Source organism: Streptomyces sp. NPDC047841 (assembly GCF_040704085.1).
Lineage (GTDB): Bacteria > Actinomycetota > Actinomycetes > Streptomycetales > Streptomycetaceae > Streptomyces > Streptomyces argyrophylli.
Genome location: NZ_JBEYRP010000029.1, coordinates 51,686 through 66,236 on the forward strand (window position 1 = coordinate 51,686; position 14,551 = coordinate 66,236).

The following is a 14,551-nucleotide window of genomic DNA, read 5'->3' on the forward strand; positions in this document are numbered from 1 at the left end:
GGCCCGGTGGGGCCCCGGCCGCCGCTGCCGACGCCATGGCCGGATCAGCCCCCGTTCCCGTAGGCCGCGGCCGCGTCCTTCTCCAGCCTCGCCTGGGCGCCCGCCACGTCCTTCGGGTTCTTCAGGAAGTCCTGGAGGTCCTTCCACTCGCCCTTGCCGGGCGTCCCGCCGAAGGCCTGCGGGGCCTGGTCGGACATGTCGAAGCGGAAGTCGTCACCGGACGCGATCAGCGCCTTGGCGATCTTCTGCTGCACCGCGTTCGGGTACGCCGAGATCGGCACGTTCTTGTTCGGCGAGAGGTAGCCGCCGAGCTTCGCCTGGATCGTGGCCGCGTCCGGCGAGGCGAGGAAGGTGACGAGGGCCTGTGCCGCCTTGGAGTCCTTCAGGATCACCGCCGCGTCACCGCCGGAGACCACCGGCGCGCCCGCGCCGACCGCGGGGAACGGGAACACCTTGGCGTCCGTGCCCACCTTCGCCTTGGTCTCACCGATGTTCACCTGCACGAAGTCGCCCTCGTAGACCATCGCGGACTTCGGCTGGTCGCCGCCGGTGAAGGTCTGGGTGACGGACTGCGGGAACTCCGTCTGCAGCGCTCCCTTCTGACCGCCCGCCAGATAGTCCTTCCTGCCCCAGATCTCGGCGAGCGTGGTCAGTGCCTGCTTCACCGACGGATCGGTCCACTTGATCTTGTGCTGGGCGAGCTGGTCGTACTTCTCCGGCCCCGCCTGCGACAGGTACACGTTCTCGAACCAGTCGGTCAGCGGCCAGCCGTCCGCGCCGGCCACCGAGAACGGGGTGACACCCGAGTCGTACACGGCCCGCGCGGCGGTCAGCAGGTCCTTCCAGGTCTTCGGCTCCTGGGCGCCCGCGTTCTCGAAGACCTTGGCGTTGTACCAGATCAGCGACTTGTTGGCGGCCTTGTAGTAGACGCCGTACTGCTTGCCGCCGACCGTGCCGATGTCCTGCCAGCCCTGCGAGTAGTTCTTCGCCAGCTCCTGCTGGGCCCCGGCCCCGAGCGGCTTGGCCCAGCCCTTCTCGACGGCCTGCTTGATCGCGCCGGGCTGCGGCAGCAGCGCCACGTCCGGCGGCTGGCCACCGGCGATCTTCGAACCGAGGAAATTGATGATGGGGTCCTGCGCGGGAACGAAGGTGACCGTGGCGCCGGTCCGCTTCTCGAACTCGGCCAGGACCTTCTTGAAGTTGGCCTGCTCCCCGCCGGTCCAGACGGCGGCCACCTCCAGGTGGGCGCCGTCCAGCTTCGGCAGAGTGACGGTGGAGCCGGTGGCCCCGCTGCTCTTGTCCCCGTTGTCCTTCTTGTCGTCGTCACCGCCGGAGCAGGCGGAGAGCGCGAGCGCTCCCGTCAGCAGTGCGGCGAGTGTGGTGACGGCCCTGTGTGACCGGAACGTGCTGCTCTTGCTGCGCATCACTTCCCCGTTCGTCGTTCTCCGTTGAACGTTGTTGAACGTCAGAACTCTGTCCCGTGCGGTCCGGTGTACGCCGGGCCGCGACGGGTGGGCAAGAGCGCCTGCGGTGTCCACCGGCTCATCGTGACCGGCTCGTGACCAGGGGTGCATGCCCCCGGATCTATGACGGCACGCGGGCCGGGGGCCGGCCGGGGAGGGGCCGGGTTCGCCTGGAGGGGTGACGGGGTTCCGTCAGAGCAGGGAGGGCACCTCCGCCGCCGCGACCTCACGGGCCGCCCGCTCCACCGCGCTCGCCAGCAGCGCCAGGTCGGTCGGGCCGTTGCCCAGCTCCCGCACGGGCCGGCGGGCCGGCGGGTCGCCCATGCGCTCCCAGTCCAGCGGGACGACCGTGGGCCGCTGGGTCGCGGTCCGCGGGATACGGCCCGTCACCCGGCCGCCCTGGAAACCGGTGGCCCGCCCGTCCGCGTACACCAGCGTGCCCCGGCCCGGCGCCGGCTGGTCCGGCCCCGGCTGCGGGGCGTCCAGCGTGACGCGCAGCGCGGCCCGGCGCGCCGGCTCGGACTCCGCCGTACGGCCGCCGGTCCCGGCCGCCGCCACCAGCTGGACGCCGAGCCGCTCGCCCTCCCGGGCAACCGCCTCCAGCGCCCGTATCACCGATCCGGCGGCGGGCCGGCCCGGCGAGCCGAGCGCCGGGGAGACCAGTGCGTCCAGGTCGTCCACGACCACCACCAGCCGGGGCAACGGCGCCACGGCCGCGGCCCGCTGCCGGGCGGCGGCACCCGGCCGCAGCCGCAGGGTCGAGCTGGGGGGCGTCTCGATGTCACCGCAGGAGGACGCGGCACCGGGGTGGGGCGTGCGCTGGGCGACCAGCCGGCCGGACACCTCCTGTCCGGCGTGCCACTGGGCGAAGTCGGTCCGGCCCAGCAGCTCCGCCCGGCGCTTCAGCTCGGCGGCCAGCGACTGCGCGAACTCCCGCATGCGGACCGGGTCGTTGGCGATGAGGTGCGTGGTCACATGCGGTATGTCCGTGCACACGCGCAGGCCCTCACCACGGCCGGCGCCCGTGCCGACCCCGTCCCGGCCGTCGAGCAGGACCATGGCCAGCCGGTCCGGCCGCTCGGCGGCGGCCAGCGAGGCGACCACGGCCCGCAGCAGTTCGGTACGGCCGCTGCCGGCCGGCCCCTCGATCAGCAGATGCGGCCCGTCGGCCACGAGATCGACGGTGACCGGTCCGCGCGGCCCGGCCCCCAGCACCGCGCGGGCCCGCCCGCCCAGCGACCGGGTGTCGTCGGCCGCGTCGGCCCAGCGGGCCATCAGCGACGCGGGGGTGGCCCGGGCCAGCCCCAGCTCGTCCAGCAGCCGGGCCGACTGGGGCAGCGGCACCGCCACGCGCGCGTGGTGCTCGCCGGCGGGGCCGTCCGGACGCAGCGGTGCGAGTGCCCGCGCGAACCGCTCGGCCCAGGCGGCGGAGACGGCGTCGACGGTGGCGGGCGAACCGGGGCCGACCGGACCGCCCGGCGCGACCCGCGTCAGCCGCAGCGTGGCGGCGACGTCCCCGCCGAGCAGCGCCACGGCACCGCAGTGCCGGAACGTGGGCGTCACCGCGCAGGCGGCCTCGTACGTCTCCGCCACCGGGGAGGCCGGCGACGCGGTCGGGGTCTCGGCGAGACACACCACGTGGACCCCGGCGCGGGGCCCGGCCACGGCCAGCCGCGCGAGCGCGTCCCGCAGCGCGGCCCCGCCGGGGTCCCCGTCCACGACGACCACGGTGAACGGTCCGCCGAAGCCGCCGCCGGCACCGGAGGTCTCCCTGGCCCAGGAGGGGCGGCGGGCGGGGGGCTCGGTGTGGGCGGGGGAAGCGGCGGGTGCGCCGGGCGTGCCGGGGCCGGCGGGGCGCACCGCGTGCCCCGGGCCGCCGTAGGTCCCGTACGCCTCATGGGTCCCCTGGGGCCCGTCGTAGGTCGCGGGGGAGGGGTCCGGTCCGTGGTGGATGCCGGTGCCGGACGGGGCCGGGGCGGCCGCGTCGCGCGCAGGCGCCGGGTGGGCCGTCGCGCGGCCCGTCGCCGCGTGGTCCTCCACCCGGCGCAGCAGTTCCTGTGTGCGGGCCGCCGCCTGCTCACGGTCGTAGGCCAGCAGCAGCCGGCAGTCCTGGCCGTGGCCCGGACGGACGTGCGGGAGCCAGCCGAGCCAGGCCCACTCGGCGGTACGGTCCGCCACCGGCCGTGCGTGGTCCGCGCTGATCAGCACGATCTCCAGCAGGTCGGGGGAGTGCAGCGCGGCGAGCTGGGCCAGCACCGCGCGGGCCAGCCCGGACAGCCTCGGGCGCGGACCGGCCAGACCCAGCGCGCCCGCCTCCCGCAGCGCGGCCGTCACCGGCACCGCCGGCAGCAGGCCCGAGCCGTCCGGCGTGCTCCGGTCGGCCGTGCCGAGCCGTACGGTCAGCGCCTCGGGGTGTCCCGGCCCGCGCTCCCACAGCCGGGGCCCGGGGCCGAGCGCGGTCAGCAGCAGCGCGGCCGGGTCCGGCCAGGTCTCCGGCTGCCGTGGGGCGTCGTCCGGCGGGGCGCCGCCGGCGGGCGCGGCCGTACCGTCGTACGCCTGCGGGCCGGACGGCTGCTCCCCGCGCCCGCCGGCCAGCCGGCGCGCCCAGGCGCCGAGCCCGCGCCGCCGGACACCGTGCGGGAGGCCGGTGCCCCCGAGCGGGGTGCCGTCGCGCCCGCGCGCCCCCGTGTCCTCGGCACCGGTCCCGGCGATCCCGGACCGGCCCGCGTGCGTGTCCGCGCCGGACACCGGGCGGAACGCGCCGGCCGAGCCACCGCCGGGACTCTCCACGCCCGGCGCGCCCGCCTGCCCCGGCACGACGGGCGACTGCCCGCGCCGGTGCTCCCGGGCCCCGGCGTCCCAGCCGGCGGAGCCGTGGGGGTCGTAGGCGTGCCGGGCACCGCCGGAGGAGGCCCACGCACCGGAGTGCCCGCCGGCGGAAGGCGCCGCGCCGTGCGGGTGCCCCGCGCCACCGGCAGCCCCTCCGGCCTCACCGGCACCGCTCACTCCGGAGGAGGGCGTCCGTGCGGGCGGCACGGCGGCACCGGCCCCCGGCGGACCCGCGTCCGACGGGCCCCGCTCCTCGCCCACGGCGACCCGTACGCACCCCTCACCGTCGGCCATGGTCCGCACCCGCATCCCGGGTCCCCCGGACGGAGTCACCCGCAGGGCGGACTCTCCGATCCGCAGCAGGCCCCCGGCGGGCACCCGTACCGGCCGCTCCGTCACCCGTACGCCGTCGAGGGACGTGCCGTTGGTGGAGCCGAGGTCGGCGACCGAGACCCGGCCGTCCGCGCCGACGGTGACCACGCAGTGCAGACGGGAGACGTCGGGGTCGTCCAGCGGGACGTCGGCGTCGGCGGAGCGGCCGACCGTGATCCGGCCGCCGTGCAGCAGATGGACCCCGCCCGCGTCGGGGCCGGCGACCACGTGCAGCCGGGTCGGCGCGTCGTCCAGTTCGGGATGCGGCTCGGGGGCCGCCGGGGCGCCCAGGGACAGCACGGCGCCGTCGACCAGCGGAGGCTCGCCGAGCGTGCTGCGGCGCGGGTCGAGCCGCTCGGTGCCCGCGTACAGCACCACGGACGCGCCGCCGGCCTCCCGCCCCGTGCCGCCCTCCGCGGTGACCGCCCCGGCCAGCGCCGACGCGACCGCGGCCAGCTCCGTGCCCGCGGGAGCCGTGACCAGCACGTCGCGGCTCGCGGCGCGGCCCCGCTGCGGGGACGGGCCGAGCGGGTCTACGACGGTCAGCCGGATCTGCATCGGCGTCAGCGGTCCCTTCTGCGCGGATCTGCGCGGGCGCGGACTTCCCCCCACCCCCGCACGAGCACGTCGGCCAGCAGCCACTGAAGGCATCCCAGGGAGCTGCTGCACGCATCCTCGCACCTGCCACCGACAACGCGCCCGTGACCCGGGCAGAAGTGATCTTGATTGGTCGGCTCTGCCCCCAAAAATGCCTGACCAACACGTCACAGGTGATCAGTTGAGATCGGTCACGTCGGTCCCCGGCAACCGGCGGACCGGGCCGCGCGTCTTCCCGTCGAGCCAGCGAACGTGCTCGGGAACGCGTACGTGGTGCCGTGGAGCACGGCCTACAGTGGGTCGGAACACCGGAACGCAGGCAAGCGAAGCAACAGCGACCAGCAGGGAGCGCGAGACGTGCGGCCAGTCGGCAGCAAATACCTGCTTGAGGAACCGCTCGGACGCGGTGCCACAGGCACCGTCTGGCGTGCCCGCCAGCGTGAGACCGCGGGCGCCGAGGCGGCCGTGCCCGGACAGCCGGGGGAGACCGTCGCGATCAAGGTCCTGAAGGAGGAGCTGGCGAGCGACCCGGACATCGTGATGCGCTTCCTGCGCGAGCGCTCCGTGCTGCTCCGGCTCACCCACCCGAACATCGTCCGGGTCCGCGACCTGGTCGTCGAGGGCGATCTGCTGGCGCTGGTCATGGACCTCGTCGACGGCCCCGACCTGCACCGCTACCTGCGCGAGAACGGCCCCTTCACCCCGGTCGCCGCGGCCCTGCTGACCGCCCAGATCGCCGACGCCCTCGCCGCGAGCCACGCCGACGGCGTCGTCCACCGCGACCTGAAGCCCGCCAACGTGCTGCTCATGCAGCACGGCGGCCGGATGCACCCGATGCTGACCGACTTCGGCATCGCCCGCCTCGCCGACTCCCCGGGCCTGACCCGCACCCACGAGTTCGTCGGCACGCCCGCGTACGTGGCGCCGGAGTCCGCCGAGGGCCGCCCGCAGACCTCCGCCGTCGACGTCTACGGCGCCGGCATCCTGCTGTACGAGCTGGTCACCGGACGTCCGCCGTTCTCCGGTGGCTCCGCCCTCGAGGTCCTGCACCAGCACCTGAGCGCCGAACCGCGCCGCCCCTCCACCGTCCCCGAGCCGCTGTGGACGGTCATAGAGCGCTGCCTGCGCAAGAACCCGGAGGAGCGGCCGAGCGCGGAGAACCTCGCGCGCGGGCTGCGGGTCGTCGCCGAGGGCGTCGGGGTGCACGCGAACGCCGCGCAGATCGCCGCCGCCGAGGGCGTCGGCGCGCTGCTCGCCCCCGACCCGGCCCCCGCCGCGGTCCCGGGCGTCCCCGGTGCCGCCGACCCCACCCAGGTCCTGCCGACGAACGCGCCGCAGGGGGCGTACGACCCGAATGCCGCCACCAGCGTGCTGCCGCACACCGGCGGCCCGGCCGGCGCCGCCGACCCCACCGCCGTACTGCCGAACACGGGCGCGGCGGACCCGACGGCGGTCCTGCCGCCCGTCCCGCAGGGGCAGCAGGGGCAGTACGGCCAGCAGGGGCAGCAGGGGCAGGGCGAGCAGCCGCACCCCTGGCAGAACCAGCTGCGGGCCGCCCGCGACCGCAACGAGCAGACGCAGATCCAGTACCTGGGCCCGGACGAGGACCCGCTGCGCCGCCGCCCCCAGCGGCAGGTGGCCCGCCCCCAGCAGCAGCCGCGCCCGGCCCCGCAGGGCCGTCCGCAGCAGCCGCAGCCGCGCGGCCGGCAGCAGGGCGCCGGGTACGGCTATCCGCAACAGCAGCCCCAGCAGTACGCCCCGCCCCAGGAGCCCCGGCAGCCCCAGCGGTACGCGCCTCCCGCCCCGCCGGAGCCGCAGCGGCCCGCGCGGGAGCCACGGGAACCCCGGCAGCGCAGCGCCAACCGGATGAAGATCCCCGGACTGGGCTGCCTGAAGGGCTGCCTGTTCACGATCGTCATCCTGATCGTGGCGAGCTGGCTGGTCTGGGAGCTGACCCCGCTGCAGGACTGGATCGGCACCGGCAAGGGCTACTGGGACCAGATGTCCGACTGGATCGGCAAGGCCGGTGGCTGGATCAAGGACCTCGGCGGTTCCGGCAGCGGAAACTGACCGCTGGTTCGGAGATTTGTCGACATCTGCCGGGTGATTTCCGTCTCCGCGGTGAAGGTTGGCTCGTCGGACGCGTAGTTTTGGCGACAACACGCGTCTGTAGGAGCAGTCTTGGCACGGAAGATCGGCAGCCGGTACACCGCGAACCAGATCCTGGGGCGGGGAAGCGCCGGGACGGTGTGGCTGGGCGAGGGACCGGACGGCCCCGTCGCCATCAAGCTGCTGCGCGAGGACCTCGCCTCCGACCAGGAGCTCGTCGGACGCTTCGTGCAGGAGCGCACCGCGCTGCTCGGTCTGGAGCACCCGCACATCGTCACCGTGCGCGACCTGGTGGTCGACGGCAACGACCTGGCCCTGGTCATGGACCTCGTGCGCGGCACCGACCTGCGCACCCGGCTGGAGCGGGAGCGGCGGCTCGCCCCCGAGGCGGCCGTGGCGATCGTCGCCGACGTCGCCGACGCGCTGGCGGCGGCCCACGCGGCCGGGGTCGTCCACCGGGACGTCAAGCCCGAGAACGTCCTGCTCGACATGCGGGGCCCCATCGGGCCGGGCGGTTCCCACCCCGCCCTGCTCACCGACTTCGGCGTCGCCAAGCTGATCGACTCGCCCCGGCGGACCCGCGCCACCAAGATCATCGGCACGCCGGACTACCTGGCACCGGAGATCGTCGAGGGCCTGCCGCCCCGGGCCGCCGTGGACATCTACGCGCTCGCCACGGTCCTGTACGAGCTGCTGGCCGGCTTCACGCCCTTCGGCGGCGGCCACCCGGGCGCGGTCCTGCGGCGGCACGTCACCGAGACCGTCGTACCGCTGCCCGGCATCCCCGAGGAGCTGTGGCAGCTGCTGGTGCAGTGCCTGGCCAAGGCCCCGGCCTCCCGGCTGCGCGCCTCCGAGCTGGCGGCGCGGCTGCGCGAGCAGCTGCCCACGCTGGCCGGGATGCCGCCGCTGGACGTGGACGAGCCCGACCCTTCCGAGGACGGCGCGGAGGAGTCCGTGCCGTCGGCCCCGCAGGGCGAGCCGGTACGGCGGCGGGGGGCGGTGTCCCTGGTCCCAGGGGCCAAGCCCGACTCCAACCGCGACACGCACACCTCGATGCGGGTGCCGGGGCCGGACGAGCTGGCGGGGGGCGCGCACGGGACCGCCCGCGTGCCCCGGGCCAGCGGCGCGCCCCGGCCGGGCTCGGCCCGCCACCGGGCCGCCGTGCGGCGGCGCCGGGTGACGCTCGGGGTGGCCGGGGTGGTGGTGGCCGCCGCCGTGGCCGTCGGCGCCTGGCTCGCCTCCTCCGGCGGGGACGACGACCAGCCGGCCCCGGGCACCCACAGCACGTCGGCCCCCTGACCCGGGCCCGGCCCGCCTCCCGTCCGGCCCGGTCGGCCGGGAGGCGGGCAGGGTCGCTTGCCACAGCCGTTACGCTGGAAGGCGTGGCAGTCGTCGATGTATCCGAAGAGCTGAAGTCCCTCTCCTCGACCATGGAGTCGATCGAGGCCGTCCTGGACCTCGACAAGCTGAGGGCAGATATCGCCGTGCTTGAGGAGCAGGCGGCGGCCCCGTCCCTGTGGGACAACCCGGACGAGGCGCAGAAGATCACCAGCAAGCTCTCCCACCTCCAGGCCGAGGTCAGGAAGGCCGAGGCGCTGCGCGGCCGGATCGACGACCTCGCGGTCCTCTTCGAGATGGCCGAGGAGGAGGACGACCCGGACACCCGCGCCGAGGCCGAGTCCGAGCTGGTCTCGGTGAAGAAGGCGCTGGACGAGATGGAGGTCCGCACCCTCCTGTCCGGCGAGTACGACTCCCGTGAGGCGCTCGTCAACATCCGCGCCGAGGCCGGTGGCGTCGACGCCGCCGACTTCGCCGAGAAGCTCCAGCGCATGTACCTGCGCTGGGCCGAGCAGCACGGATACAAGACGGAGCTGATCGAGACGTCGTACGCCGAAGAGGCCGGCATCAAGTCGACCACCTTCGCCGTGCACTCGCCGTACGCCTACGGCACCCTCTCCGTCGAGCAGGGCACGCACCGCCTGGTGCGCATCTCGCCCTTCGACAACCAGGGGCGCCGGCAGACCTCCTTCGCCGGTGTCGAGGTGCTGCCCGTGGTCGAGCAGTCCGACCACGTCGAGATCGACGAGTCCGAGCTGCGCATCGACGTCTACCGGTCCTCCGGCCCCGGCGGCCAGGGCGTCAACACGACCGACTCCGCGGTCCGCATCACGCACCTGCCCACCGGCATCGTGGTCTCCTGCCAGAACGAGCGGTCGCAGATCCAGAACAAGGCCACCGCGATGAACGTCCTCCAGGCCAAGCTGCTGGAACGGCGCCGGCAGGAGGAGCAGGCCAAGATGGACGCCCTCAAGGGCGACGGCGGCAACTCCTGGGGCAACCAGATGCGTTCGTACGTGCTGCACCCGTACCAGATGGTCAAGGACCTGCGCACGGAGCACGAGGTGGGCAACCCGGAGGCCGTGTTCAACGGCGAGATCGACGGCTTCCTGGAGGCCGGGATTCGCTGGCGCAAGCAGCAGGAGAAGTAACTTTGTCGACATGACAACTGCCGCCCCGCAGGCGGCAGTTGTTCGTTCTCCTGGGTTTTACGTCACACTCACAGGCTTCTACTCCCCGCAAAGGCCACTCCACCGGACATTGCGCCCGCAACGCCCTTGACGTTGCTGTGAAAACTCGGAAGGGTGAGGCGCGGCATGCGTACCTTGGGGCGCATGTGAACCGGGGGATCGAGTTGACGCCACTTCGTCACCAGCTGCCTCCGTCGATCACGGCACGCCCCACGCGCCGCCTCATTGACGAACAGCTACTGGGGGTAGCAACCATATGACGAAGAAGACGCGGATCCGGGTCGCGCGGATAGCCGCCGGCGCCGTGATCGCGGCCGGTGCGTCGCTGACGGCCGCCGGCGCGGCTTCCGCGCTGGACCTCGGTGTCCAGGCCGGTCCGATCAGCCTCGGCGTGAGCGGTGTCGGCGCCGACGGCGGCAACACGGACGGTGGCACCGCCGACGGCGGCGCCACCATCGGCGTGACCGAGGGCACGACCCTGGGGACCGACGGTGGTGGCAGCGCGGACGGCGGGTCAGGGACGAACGGTGACACCGGTGACTCCGGCACCACCGGTGACAGCGGTACCACCGGTGACAGCGGTACCACCGGCACCAGCGGTGACACGGGTACGACCGGTACTACGGGCGACACAGGCACCACTGGTGACTCCGGCACCACCGGTACTACTGGCGACACCGGCACCACGGGTACTACGGGCACGACCGGCACGACCGGCACTACGGGCACGACCGGTACCACCGGCACGACCGGCACCAGTGGTGACAGCGGCACTACGGGCACGACCGGCACTACGGGCACGACCGGCACCACGGGCACGACCGGCACCACGGGCACGACCGGCACCAGTGGTGACAGCGGCACGACGGGTACGACCGGCACCACCGGTGACACCGGTACGAGTGGCACCACTGGCACGAGCGGTGACACCGGCACCTCCGGCACTACCGGCAACAACACCATTCCCGACGGCGGCAACAACAACGTCCCGCAGGACGAGGGCTCCTCGGCGCTGACCGACACCGGCTCCGACACCTCGGTCCAGGGCGGCGACAAGCAGCTCGCCGAGACCGGTGCCGGCCAGACCGCGTTCCTGCTCGTCGGCGCCGCGACGATGATCGCCGGCGGCATCGGCTTCCGCATCCTGCCGCGCCTGGTGAGCGGCCGCGGCGCCGCCGCCTGACCGTATCCGCGAGGTCACGCACGGCACACGCGTAAGGGCCCGGAGCCTCGGCTCCGGGCCCTTGTGACGCTTTCCGTCAGGCCGTCTGGTGCGCCAGCAGCGCCACCGCGGCGATCAGCACCGCCAGCAGCGCGATCAGCGCCATCGGGTTCAACCCGCCCAGGCCCTGGAAGAAGCCCTCCTGCTGCAGTCGCTCGCGGTTGGCACGGCACACCGGGCACCGGCCCTCGCTCACGGGCGCCGCGCAGTTCGCGCACACCAACCGGTCGTACGTCATGCGCTCGCCCTCCTTGCACCGGCCATCACATGCACAACGCTCACGGCCACGAGAACGTTCCCCCGCGTTCCCGTCGTCCTTCGTTTCCCTTCCACTGTGCCAGGTTCCCGCGGCGCGTGCGCGGGGCCTCCGGGAACGGGGCGCGGGAAGCGGCCGGTACAAAAACGTACAAGTCTTGCCAACCTCAACCCGCGACTGCGCCGGCACGCCCGGTTCGCGTATGGTCACGCTCATCTACCCCCGGCGACCCGTGGTGCATCCGTGATCCGATTCGACAATGTCTCCAAGGTCTACCCCAAGCAGACCCGCCCCGCACTCAGGGATGTCTCCCTGGAGGTGGAGAAGGGCGAGTTCGTCTTCCTCGTGGGGTCCTCCGGCTCCGGAAAGTCCACCTTCCTGCGGCTCATCCTCCGCGAGGAGCGGTGCAGCCACGGCCAGGTGCACGTGCTGGGCAAGGACCTCGCGCGGCTGTCCAACTGGAAGGTGCCGCAGATGCGCCGCCAGCTGGGCACGGTCTTCCAGGACTTCCGGCTGCTGCCGAACAAGACGGTCGCGGAGAACGTGGCCTTCGCCCAGGAGGTCATCGGCAAGTCCCGCGGCGAGATCCGCAAGTCCGTGCCGCAGGTGCTCGATCTCGTCGGGCTCGGCGGCAAGGAGGACCGCAGGCCCGGCGAGCTGTCCGGTGGTGAGCAGCAGCGCGTCGCCATCGCGCGCGCGTTCGTCAACCGGCCGAAGCTGCTGATCGCCGACGAGCCCACCGGCAACCTCGACCCGCAGACCTCCGTCGGCATCATGAAGCTGCTCGACCGCATCAACCGGACGGGCACGACCGTCATCATGGCGACGCACGACCAGAACATCGTGGACCAGATGCGCAAGCGCGTCATCGAGCTGGAGAAGGGCCGCCTCGTCCGCGACCAGGCCCGCGGCGTCTACGGCTACCAGCACTGACCGCACCAGCACCCAGTTCCGGAAAGGCCTGAAGAACCCGCCATGCGCGCCCAGTTCGTCCTGTCGGAGATCGGTGTCGGTCTCCGCCGCAATCTGACGATGACCTTCGCCGTCATCGTCTCCGTCGCCCTGTCCCTGGCCCTGTTCGGCGGCTCGCTGCTGATGAGCGACCAGGTGAGCACCATGAAGGGCTACTGGTACGACAAGGTCAACGTCTCGATCTTCCTGTGCAACAAGCACGACGCGGAGAACGACGTCCACTGCGCCAAGGGCGCGGTCACCGAGGACCAGAAGAAGCAGATCCTCGCGGACCTGGACAAGATGCCGGTCGTCGAGAAGGTGACCTACGAGTCGCAGGACGAGGCGTACAAGCACTACAAGGAGCAGTTCGGCAACTCTCCGCTGGCCGGCTCGCTGACGCCGGACCAGATGCAGGAGTCGTACCGGATCAAGCTCAAGGACCCGCAGAAGTACCAGGTGATCGCGTCCGCGTTCAACGGGCGGGACGGCGTGCAGTCGGTGCAGGACCAGAAGGGCATCCTGGACAACCTCTTCCAGCTGCTGAACCTGATGAACCGGGGCGCGCTCGGCGTGATGGCGATGATGCTGATCGTCGCGCTCCTGCTGATCGTCAACACCGTGCGCGTCTCGGCGTTCAGCCGACGGCGGGAAACCGGGATCATGCGCCTGGTCGGTGCCTCGGGCTTCTACATCCAGGCGCCGTTCATCGCCGAGGCCGCGGTCGCCGGACTCATCGGCGGCGGCCTCGCCTGCATCGCGCTCGTGGTCGGCCGGTACTTCACCATCGACCACGGCATGGAGCTGTCCCACAAGCTCACGCTCATCAACTTCGTCGGCTGGGACGCGGTGTTGACCAAGCTGCCGCTGATCCTGGCCACCAGTGTCCTGATGCCGTCGCTCGCCGCGTTCTTCGCCCTGCGCAAGTATCTGAAGGTGTGACGCATGCCAACGGGGTCGTACGGGCTTCCGGCCGTACGGCCCCTTCGCGTTGCCCTAGACTCGCCGCCATGTCAGGCCGTGACCTGTTCTGTCAGCCCCGCCGCGTCCGCCGTGGGGCCACCCTGACATTGGTCTTCGCCGGTGTGCTGATCGCCGGTGCCGCCACCGGCTCCTTCCCGGAATCCGACGTTCCGGCGCGGAGGTCCGCCGCCGGCCCCGCGGGCCCGACCGCCCGGCACGAGGCCGTCGAGAGGGCCGCCGCGGAGGCGATGGCCGACGGCAAGTCCCCGATGGAGGCGGCGGAAAGGGCCGTCAGCCGCAGCGGGGACCGCTGGGCCGCGGTCTACTCCGAGGGCGAGTACGAGGAGTTCCAGGACGCGCTCGACGGGCGGTACACCGGTGTCGGCCTGTGGGCGCGGCAGGAGGCGGACGGCGGGATCGAGGTGACCCGGGTGCAGTCCGGCTCGCCCGCCGCCGACGCCGGGATCAGGGCGGGCGACCGGTTGCGCAGCATCGACGGCAGGAAGGTCGACGGGCGCCCGGTCACCGAGGTGGTCGCCCTGCTCCGCGGCGACGCCCTGCGCGGGGTCGGCGACGGCGCCCCGGCCGGTACGACGGTCACCCTCGGCCTGGAGCGCGGCACGCGCGCGTGGACCGAGACCCTGCACCGGGCCCGGCTGTCCACCGACTCCGTGACCGTGCGCCGGCTGCCCGACGGCGTCACCGTGCTCAAGGTCGCCGCGTTCACCAAGGGCTCCGCCGACGCGGTCCGCGAGGCGCTGCGCGCCGTCCCCGCCGACGGCCGCACCGTCCTGGACCTGCGGGGCAACTCCGGCGGCCTGCTCACCGAGGCCGTGGACACCGCCTCCGCCTTCCTGGACGGCGGCCTGGTCGCCACCTACGACGTCGACGGCGCCCAGCGCGCCCTGCACGCGGCCTCCGGCGGTGACACCAGCCGCCCCCTGGTCGTCCTGGTCGACGGCGGCACCATGAGCGCGGCCGAGCTGCTCACCGGGGCCCTCCAGGACCGGGGCCGCGCGGTGGTGATCGGCTCCCGCACCTTCGGCAAGGGCTCGATCCAGATGCCGACCGAGCTGCCCGACGGCTCGGTGGCCGAGCTGACCGTCGGCCACTACCGCACCCCTGCCGGCCGCACCGTGGACGGCCGGGGCATCACCCCCGACCTGGAGGCGGGGCCCGAGCAGGCCCTGCCACGGGCCGAGACGGTCCTCACCGGGCTGGGCGACCCGTCGTAGCCACGCGTAATCGGCTGTACGCACAC

10 protein-coding genes are annotated in these 14,551 nt (G+C 73.4%); 7 read left to right on the forward strand and 3 right to left on the reverse strand.

Translation table 11 applies throughout. The features are described 5' to 3' along the window. Positions 1 to 44 precede the first annotated feature (44 nt). Positions 45 to 1,424, reverse strand: a complete 1,380-nt coding sequence (locus AB0947_RS35205; RefSeq protein ID WP_366754446.1) for an ABC transporter substrate-binding protein — start codon at positions 1,422 to 1,424, stop codon at positions 45 to 47. A gap of 231 nt (positions 1,425 to 1,655) precedes the next feature. Then, a complete protein-coding gene (locus AB0947_RS35210; protein ID WP_366754447.1) occupies positions 1,656 to 5,222 on the reverse strand; it encodes an FHA domain-containing protein in 3,567 nt (1,188 codons plus the stop codon). Between the two features lie 396 nt (positions 5,223 to 5,618). On the opposite strand from AB0947_RS35210, the gene AB0947_RS35215 reads away from it, so the two are divergent. The 4 genes from AB0947_RS35215 to AB0947_RS35230 all read left to right on the forward strand — a co-directional run bounded on the left by AB0947_RS35215 (position 5,619) and on the right by AB0947_RS35230 (position 11,081). Continuing rightward, on the forward strand, positions 5,619 to 7,331 hold the full coding sequence (locus AB0947_RS35215) for a serine/threonine-protein kinase (protein WP_366754448.1): 1,713 nt from the start codon (positions 5,619 to 5,621) through the stop codon (positions 7,329 to 7,331). A 111-nt stretch (positions 7,332 to 7,442) separates the two neighbouring features. Further along, positions 7,443 to 8,669: a serine/threonine-protein kinase gene (locus AB0947_RS35220; protein WP_366754449.1), complete on the forward strand. Its 1,227-nt coding sequence runs from the start codon at positions 7,443 to 7,445 to the stop codon at positions 8,667 to 8,669. Between the two features lie 83 nt (positions 8,670 to 8,752). Then, a complete protein-coding gene (gene prfB / locus AB0947_RS35225) occupies positions 8,753 to 9,859 on the forward strand; it encodes a peptide chain release factor 2 (protein WP_366754450.1) in 1,107 nt (368 codons plus the stop codon). Between the two features lie 295 nt (positions 9,860 to 10,154). After that, on the forward strand, positions 10,155 to 11,081 hold the full coding sequence (locus AB0947_RS35230; RefSeq protein ID WP_366754451.1) for a hypothetical protein: 927 nt from the start codon (positions 10,155 to 10,157) through the stop codon (positions 11,079 to 11,081). A 76-nt stretch (positions 11,082 to 11,157) separates the two neighbouring features. Here the strand turns inward: AB0947_RS35230 and AB0947_RS35235 are convergent, their stop codons facing one another. Then, positions 11,158 to 11,358: a hypothetical protein gene (locus AB0947_RS35235; protein ID WP_366754452.1), complete on the reverse strand. Its 201-nt coding sequence runs from the start codon at positions 11,356 to 11,358 to the stop codon at positions 11,158 to 11,160. 261 nt (positions 11,359 to 11,619) lie between these two features. Here AB0947_RS35235 and ftsE point away from each other — a divergent pair, with 261 nt between their 5' ends. From ftsE to AB0947_RS35250, 3 genes are all read left to right on the forward strand, one after another. Then, on the forward strand, positions 11,620 to 12,309 hold the full coding sequence (gene ftsE, locus AB0947_RS35240; protein WP_030610589.1) for a cell division ATP-binding protein FtsE: 690 nt from the start codon (positions 11,620 to 11,622) through the stop codon (positions 12,307 to 12,309). 42 nt (positions 12,310 to 12,351) lie between these two features. After that, the gene (gene ftsX / locus AB0947_RS35245; RefSeq protein WP_171155745.1) at positions 12,352 to 13,269 is read left to right on the forward strand and encodes a permease-like cell division protein FtsX; all 918 of its coding nucleotides are present in this window, start codon (positions 12,352 to 12,354) and stop codon (positions 13,267 to 13,269) included. Positions 13,270 to 13,337: 68 nt separating this feature from the next. Beyond that, positions 13,338 to 14,525, forward strand: a complete 1,188-nt coding sequence (locus AB0947_RS35250) for a S41 family peptidase (RefSeq protein ID WP_366754453.1) — start codon at positions 13,338 to 13,340, stop codon at positions 14,523 to 14,525. Positions 14,526 to 14,551: the final 26 nt, after the last annotated feature.